General features: G+C 66.2%; 6 protein-coding genes. 5 read left to right on the forward strand and 1 reads right to left on the reverse strand.

Features of this window, described 5'->3' with window-relative positions; translation table 11 throughout:
- Positions 1–142: 142 nt before the first annotated feature.
- Entirely contained in the window at positions 143–1,087 is a 945-nt protein-coding gene (locus G3N99_RS10840) for a LysR family transcriptional regulator (protein ID WP_174944210.1), read from the reverse strand.
- 789 nt (positions 1,088–1,876) lie between these two features.
- Between G3N99_RS10840 and G3N99_RS10845 the strand changes: the two genes are divergently transcribed.
- The 5 genes from G3N99_RS10845 to G3N99_RS10865 form a co-directional block, all read left to right on the forward strand.
- Positions 1,877–2,647: a hypothetical protein gene (locus G3N99_RS10845; protein WP_206122382.1), complete on the forward strand. Its 771-nt coding sequence runs from the start codon at positions 1,877–1,879 to the stop codon at positions 2,645–2,647.
- 125 nt (positions 2,648–2,772) lie between these two features.
- Positions 2,773–3,405, forward strand: coding sequence for a hypothetical protein (locus tag G3N99_RS10850; protein WP_206122383.1), 633 nt, complete (start codon positions 2,773–2,775; stop codon positions 3,403–3,405).
- A 54-nt stretch (positions 3,406–3,459) separates the two neighbouring features.
- Positions 3,460–4,002, forward strand: a complete 543-nt coding sequence (locus G3N99_RS10855; protein ID WP_206122384.1) for a CbrC family protein — start codon at positions 3,460–3,462, stop codon at positions 4,000–4,002.
- Positions 4,003–4,067: 65 nt separating this feature from the next.
- Positions 4,068–5,318 carry a DNA repair exonuclease gene (locus tag G3N99_RS10860; RefSeq protein WP_206122385.1) on the forward strand — a complete coding sequence of 417 codons (1,251 nt, stop codon included), beginning with the start codon at positions 4,068–4,070 and terminating at the stop codon, positions 5,316–5,318.
- Positions 5,319–5,321: 3 nt separating this feature from the next.
- The coding region (locus tag G3N99_RS10865) for a YhaN family protein (RefSeq protein ID WP_206122386.1) at positions 5,322–7,190 on the forward strand (1,869 nt) is incomplete at its 3' end.

Genomic DNA, 7,190 nt, shown 5'->3' on the forward strand with positions numbered 1-7,190 from the left:
CGCATCGCGTCGAGATAGGCGAGCGGCAACACATCGTTTCACCTTGCGCAGCGATGTGCGAGGCGTCAGTAGTCGCGCGCGTCCCGGATGCGGACCACATTTCGAAGTACGGAACATGGCGCCGGCGAGAACACGAGCGCGCTCATCCGTTTCCGCTCAGTGTCGCGAGTGCGGCTCGGTCCGCTTCCAGCGCCCGCGGAATCAGCGCATGCAGCGCTTCGATGAAGGTCTTGATTTTCGCATCGAGGTATTGTCGAGACGGGTACAGGACGTGTGCAGTCAGCGGCTGCAAAGTATGGTCGGGCAGCACACGCACAAGGGCGCCACTGCGCATCGCCGGCAATGCGGTCGGCATCGGAACCGCGCCGATACCCGCTTCTTCGCGCAATGCTGTCGCGAGCGCGTCGGCGCCGTTGACCAGGAACGACGCCGGCGGCAGACGAAACAGCTCGTCCCCGTGCGGCCCGTCGAAATGCCAGAGATCGTGCGGAAACAACGACGACACGATCGGCACGCACTGGTGTCCGTCGAGGTCGTCAACGCTGCGCGGCAGGCCGTGTCGCGCAAGATACGACGGCGACGCGCAAAGCACGCTGCGCAGTACGCCGAGCTGCTGCGAGATCAGACCCGAATCGGGCAGTGTCGTTGCGGTCAGTTGCAGCGACACGTCGTAGCCTTCTTCGAGCATGTCCGGCACCTTCTGGGACAGCGTCAGGTCGACCGACACCGCCGGATGCTGCTTCCGGAACGCGACGACGGCCGGCACGACGTACGACTGCCCGAAGCTCGTCGGGCTGTGAACGCGCAGCCGACCTGACGGCCGCGCTTGCGCATCTGCCGCCTCTGCCTCGGCTTCGTCAATCGATGCAAATATTTGCTCGCAACGCCGCATGTAGCGCTCGCCGGCTTCCGTCAGTGCGATACGACGCGTCGAACGATTGAAGAGACGCGCGCGCAAGTGCGTTTCCAGCGCGCTGATTGCGCGCGACACATATGAAGTCGTCGTGTTCATGCGTGACGCCGCGCCGGTGAAGCTGCCCTCTTCGGCGACGCGTACGAATGCCTTCATGCTCTGCAGTATGTCCACGTTTCCTTTATCGTTGATTCGGCAGAATGTGGGTATCGGATGAAACCAGAAAAGATCTGTCGAAGAGCGTTAATGTGCCGCTAACAAGCGTGAGGACCGAGGATGATGGGGGATGGGGATTTTCCCGCCGCGCTATTGTACGGACTCTCTTCAACGGTTGCGCTGAGACGGGTACTTTCGCGACAAGCCCCTTGCAGCGTGGATGGCCGGCTCTCGATAATCCGCTTCGGCGCGCTAACGAGAGCAGCTCGCCGGGCGCGCATAAACGTGATTTTCAAGGTTCTACTGTCGGAAACGTCATCGTCGCGAAGATGACGATCGACACGATACGTGCGGCTGCCCGGCGCCTTTCGGCCAACCGGATTTTGTCGAGGCTGCGGGAGCGATGGTCCGCGTCAGTACCTGATTGTCCCGAGACAGTTGGGCATGCACGCGATCCTGCACGATGACGGCCGGAACGATATCGACGGATTGATCGCGACGTTGACGACGGAATTCGATCTCAGGTTGAGCTGACATGGCGTACCGGTTCGTGCTGCTGGCTGGGCCCGTCGCGGCTGCGCTGAGCGGTGTCGTCGGCACGGGCCCGCAGCGGGCGGCGTACGCGCCCCCTGCCCATTGCCCGCCCGCCATGCTTAAATAGCGGAGCTCCCGGTTGCCGGGCCGCCGCAATCGCGGCGCCGGTCGATACGGGCCAGCATGTCCGATCGACATCGTGACGACAGACGACACCAAAACGCCGTTCCGGCCAGTCCGGTGCGGCCCGATAACATTCCGAGGCCTCACGTCATGACCATCCTGTTCCGTCTTCTCGCGCTCGCCTGCGCGCTCTGGCTGGCCGCCTGCTCAACGCTGCCACCGCCGCCGGCCAGCACCAGCGCGTCCGCCGCTGCACCGGACGCCAGCGAACGCCGCGGGCTCGGCACTGCGTGGGGCGAGTCGGTGCGATCCGAAACCCGCCAGGTCGATTTCGAACGCGCGGATCCGGCGAAGCCGACGGATCTCGCGTCGGTCTACTACAACGATGCGTTGCCCGGACATCCGCCCGCGTCCCAGGTTCGCCGGTTGCCGACGCGCGTCGCGCTCGCCAACGGCGACATCGCGCTGTCGTTCACGGACGAAAAGGGTGCGCCGTTGCGCCTGGCGCGCAGCGATGGCCGCTGGCACATGGCGGGCGTCGAAGGTTCGCGCTACATGATCGTGCTGCGCAACCAGGGGCGCCGCACGTTCGAGGTCGTGTCGAGCGTCGACGGGCTCGACGTGCTGTCGGGCCGGCCGGGCAGCTATACGAACGGTGGTTACGTGCTGTATCCGGGGCGCACGCTGACGATCGAGGGCTTCCGCAAGAGCCGCGACGAAGTCGCCGCGTTCCGCTTCGCGGCAGTGCCCGACAGCTATGTCGCGAATTCGAAGTATGGCGATGCCGCGAACGTCGGCGTGATCGGCGTCGCGGTGTTCGCGCAGAAGGAGAACGAGGAGGAAGCGCTGCGCCGCAACGCGAATCCGTTCCCTGGCAATGACAACGGCTATGCACCGCCGCCGGTGCCGCGCGGTGAGTGACGACACCTTTGTGGATCTGCCGCGTGCGCCGTGACGAACGACGCGCGCGGGGCGATCCTGGATCGGGCCTGCCCGAACGGCATGCCCGCGCATGCGATGAACTTCACGACAATCCTGCGCGAATTATGCGGACACGGATCAACCCGACGAAATCGGTTGCGTTGAAGCTCGCGGCGCTGGCGCTGCTGGCCTCGAATGCGACCGTTGCCTTCGCCGAAACGCCGGCGCCCGAATCGGTGCGGCTCGCCAACGGTCACGCAATCGAATGGGGGCGCTCGGGGGTGGTCGAGGTCGATACAGCCCGCCACAGGAAATCGGCACTGATCGTGCCAGCCGCGCTCCGCCGCGCATTGCGCGATGCATCGAGCGTCGCGTTCCCGTCGGACCATACGAAGCGGATCGACGGCAACGACTATCTGCTGGTCGTCGTCAACCGCTCGTCGAACAGCCGCCCGACCGGATATTGCGGCGCGGGCGAAGAAGGGGTGCTGTACGCGCTGGAACTGCACGGCGCCCGTGCGGTGCCGCGTTTCTCGCTGCCGGTTCAAAGCTGCATCGACTCCGTTTCGCTCGACACCGATGATGGAGCGCAATCGCCCTACCTGGCGATCGCGTGGCGCGACGACCCGGTCGGCATCGACATCCGGTGGGAATATCTCGCGCACGGTGGTGTAACGCATCGCGTCTATCGTTTCGTGAACGGAGCATTCGTCGAGGCCGAGGTTCCGCAGTCACGCGGCCGGGCCGCGGCACAATAGCCGTTCGAATGCGCATCGCGTGCTTCCCCACGTTCCGGATCGACGGAGAGCCTCATGTCGTTACCCGCTTTCAGGTACCATCCCGACCCGCTGGCAACGGGCAGCGTGATCCGCTCGGACGCGCGCTGCGTATGCTGCGGCGACACGCGCGGTTATGTGTACGCCGGCCCCGTGTATGCGGTCGACGAGTATGAGCAATGCATCTGTCCGTGGTGCATCGCGGACGGCTCGGCGCACGCGCGGTTTGACGCAGTCTTTGCCGACACGTACGGCATCGGCGGCGGCGAATGGGACGAAGTGCCCGACGCGGTCGTCGACGAAATCGCCTGTCGCACACCGGGCTTTCAGGGCTGGCAGCAGGAACGATGGTGGACGCATTGCGGCGATGGCGGCCAGTTCATCGGCCGTGCGGGCGCCGGCGAACTGACCACGCTCGGCCCGCAAGCCGTTGCGTCGATTCGGGAGTCGACCGGACTCGACGAGGGCGCCGAGTGGGAGCGCTTCTTCGCCGCGCTCGACAAGGACGGCTCGCCGACAGCGTATATGTTTCGCTGTATCCATTGCGGCGAACTCGGCGGCTACCAGGATTGCGACTGATGGCCTGGCTGGCGGCATCGCCCGGCGATCGCAAGCCCCCATCGTCATGAAACAGAGGAATCTTCGTGAAGTTCATCCACGCGGCAGACATACACCTTGACAGCCCGTTGCACGGCCTGAGCGCCTATCCCGACGCGCCGGCCGCGCAGTTGCGCAACGCGTCGCGCGAGGCGCTGCGGCAACTCGTGGATCGTGCGATCGAAGAGGAAGTCGCGTTCCTCGTGATTGCCGGCGACCTGTACGACGGCGACTGGAAGGACCACAACACGGGCATCTTCTTCGGCCAGCAGATGGGGCGCCTGCGCAAGGCCGGCATTCGCGCGTTCGTCCTCGGCGGCAACCACGACGCCGAAAGCGAGATGACGAAGAAGCTGACGCTGCCCGACAACGTCACCGTGTTCGGCCACCGCAAGGCGGAAACCCACAAGCTGCCGGAATTCGATGTCGCGCTGCACGGGCAGAGCTTCAAGGACAAGGCTGTCGTCGACAATCTCGCAATCGGCTATCCGGACCCGGTGCCCGGTTACTACAACATCGGCGTGCTGCACACGGCGCTCGAAGGCTATGCGGCGCACGCGAACTATGCGCCGTGCACGCTGGCCGAACTGCACGCGAAAGGCTACGACTACTGGGCGCTCGGCCACGTGCACGAATTCCAGCAATGGTCGGGGTCGTCCACGGTGGTGTTTCCCGGCAACCTGCAGGGGCGCCATATCCGCGAGACGGGCCGCCGCGGCGCGGTGCTCGTGACGGTCGAGCAAGGTCGCACGCAGGTCGAGCGCCTGTATCTCGACGTGCTGCGCTGGGAAGCCGTGTCGGTCGACGCGTCCGACTGCCTCACCGTTGCCGACCTGTCCAGAAAGATCGGCCAGTCGCTGGAAACGCTGCTGACCGTCGACGGCCATGTGCCGCGCGCGGTGCGCGTGACGGTCACGGGGCGAACGCCCGCGCATGGCCTCTTTTTCGGCCGCGCGCCGCAGTTGCGCGCGGAGGTGCTGAACCAGATCGGCATCATCGGCAATGAGCGGCTGTGGCTCGAGAAGGTCCGGCTCGCGACGTCCGCGGCCGATCATCAGCCGGGCGAAAGCGAGCAGCTCGAGGCGCTGGAGGACCTGAAGCAGATCCTGGCCGACGCCGCGCGCGATCCGGATTTCCTCGAACTGCTCGAACGCGACCTGAAGCCGTTCGTCGGCAAGGTGCGCAGTGACGTGAAGGAAGAGGTGCCATTGTTGACGATGGCACGTGCAGGCGAGCTCACCGCGCTCGTCGAGCAGGTCGGGCCCGCGTTGCTTGCGCGGCTGGCGAGGGGGGAGTAAGCGATGCGGATCAACCAGCTCGATCTGATCAAGTACGGCAAGTTCACCGACGAGACGTTGCGTTTCCCGTCGGCCGGCGAGGATTTCCATGTGATCGTGGGGCCGAACGAGGCCGGCAAGTCGACGGTTCGCACGGCCGTGTCGGAACTGCTGTTCGGGATGAAGCTGCAGACACCGCTCGATTTCCTGCACAGCACACCCGAACTGCGGATCGGCGGCGTGCTGGAAAGCGGCACGGGCGAACTCGCGTTCCACCGTGCGCGCGGGCGCAGTCCGCTGCGCACGCCCGCCGACGACAAGTTGCCCGACGACTATCCGGCCGCCGTCCTCGACGGCGCCACGCGCGAATTCTTCGAACAGATGTTCGGGCTCGATCACGGGCGTCTGGTCGACGGCGGCCGGAGCATTCTCGACGCCTCCGACAAGCTTGGCCAGGTGCTGTTCGAATCGGCCGCCGGTGTCGGCAGTCTCGGGCCGGTGCGTGAGGAGCTCGATGCGCGTTCGGTCGAGCTCTGGGCGCCGCGGCGCACCGGCAGCGCGTTTGCACTCGCCGAATCGTCGTTCAACGAAGCCGTGACCGAACTGAAGACGGTTCAGGTGCGCACGCGCGACTGGGTCGAACGCAAGGATGCGCGCGAAGCGGTCGAACAGCAGATCGAAGAGGCACGCGCGGAGCAGCGCCGGCTCGAAGCGCTGCGCTCGAAGCTCGAACGCGTGCGACGGCTCGCGCCCTACCTGAAGGAACTGACGATCAAGGACGCGGCACTGGCGGAACTGGGCGCGGTCGTCGAATTGCCGCCCACCGCGTATGCGGATCTGCTGAAGGCGCAGGGCGATCTCGCGGCCGAACAGAAGGTGCTCGAGGAACGGCGTGCCGACCTGCTCGCGAAACGGCAGGCGCGCGATGCAATCGACGCCGATGCCGACACGCTCGCGCTCGAAGCCGACATCGAAGCGCTCGATCGGCTGCGCGGCGCATGCATGAATCACGCGCAGGATCTGCTGCTGCTCGGCGCGGATGTCGAGCGACACCTGTCCGCCGCATTCGCTGCGGCCGCCCAGCTCGACTGGCCGACGGACGAAGCGTCGCTGCGCGCGTCGCTGCCGACCGCGTTGTCGCTGAAGACCGTTGCCAATCTGTTGCGCGAACACGGTGCGCTGCACCAGGCGCTTGCCGGCGCACGCGAGTCGCTCGATGAACGCACGCGCGAGCTTGCACAGGTGCAGGAACAACAGGCACGCCTGTCGACCGTCGATGTGCCGGAGGCGCTGCGTGCGGCGCTAGCCGATGCGCAGGGCTTTCGCAACAGTGGCCAGCGCGAGCAGGCACTCGAACATGAAATCGCCGCCGCCGAACGCATCCTGTCCGGCGCACTCGATGCGCTCGGGCAGTGGCGCATGCCGGTCGACGCGCTGCGCGCACTCGACGTGCCGTCGGCGGCGCGGCTCGGCACGCTGCTGAAGGAAGACAGCGAACGCGCGAGCGCGGTCGCTGCGGCACGTGACGCGCGGGATGGCGCACTTGAGGAGCTCGAGCGGCTCGAACTGCAGGAAAAGCACTTCGCGGAGAACCACAAGGTCGTCACGACCGCCGACGTGCTGGCGGCGCGTGCGCGGCGCGATGGCGCGTGGGGTGATGTCCGCAGCGGCGCGGTCGATCTCGCAACGGGCGCACCTGCGGTCGACGACGCGATTCGCCTTGCGGACGAACTCGTCGATGCACAGCTCGGCGTGACGCAGGCGGCGGCGACGTTGCAATCGCTGCGTCAGCAGGTCGAATCCGCACGTGCCGGCGTGACGCGCAGGCGGGCCGCATTGGACGAGCGCGAGCATGAGCTCGCCGCGCATCGCGACGCATGGGCCGCGCTTGCG

Origin of the sequence: Burkholderia sp. Ac-20392, from assembly GCF_017104585.1 — a bacterium.
Lineage (GTDB): Bacteria > Pseudomonadota > Gammaproteobacteria > Burkholderiales > Burkholderiaceae > Burkholderia > Burkholderia lata.

Coding starts and splice junctions, on each gene's coding strand:
- G3N99_RS10845 (WP_206122382.1), top strand. CDS start 1,877: ATGACCATCCTGTTCCGTCTTCTCGCGCTCGCCTGCGCGCTCTGGCTG.
- G3N99_RS10855 (WP_206122384.1), top strand. CDS start 3,460: ATGTCGTTACCCGCTTTCAGGTACCATCCCGACCCGCTGGCAACGGGC.
- G3N99_RS10850 (WP_206122383.1), top strand. CDS start 2,773: ATGCGGACACGGATCAACCCGACGAAATCGGTTGCGTTGAAGCTCGCG.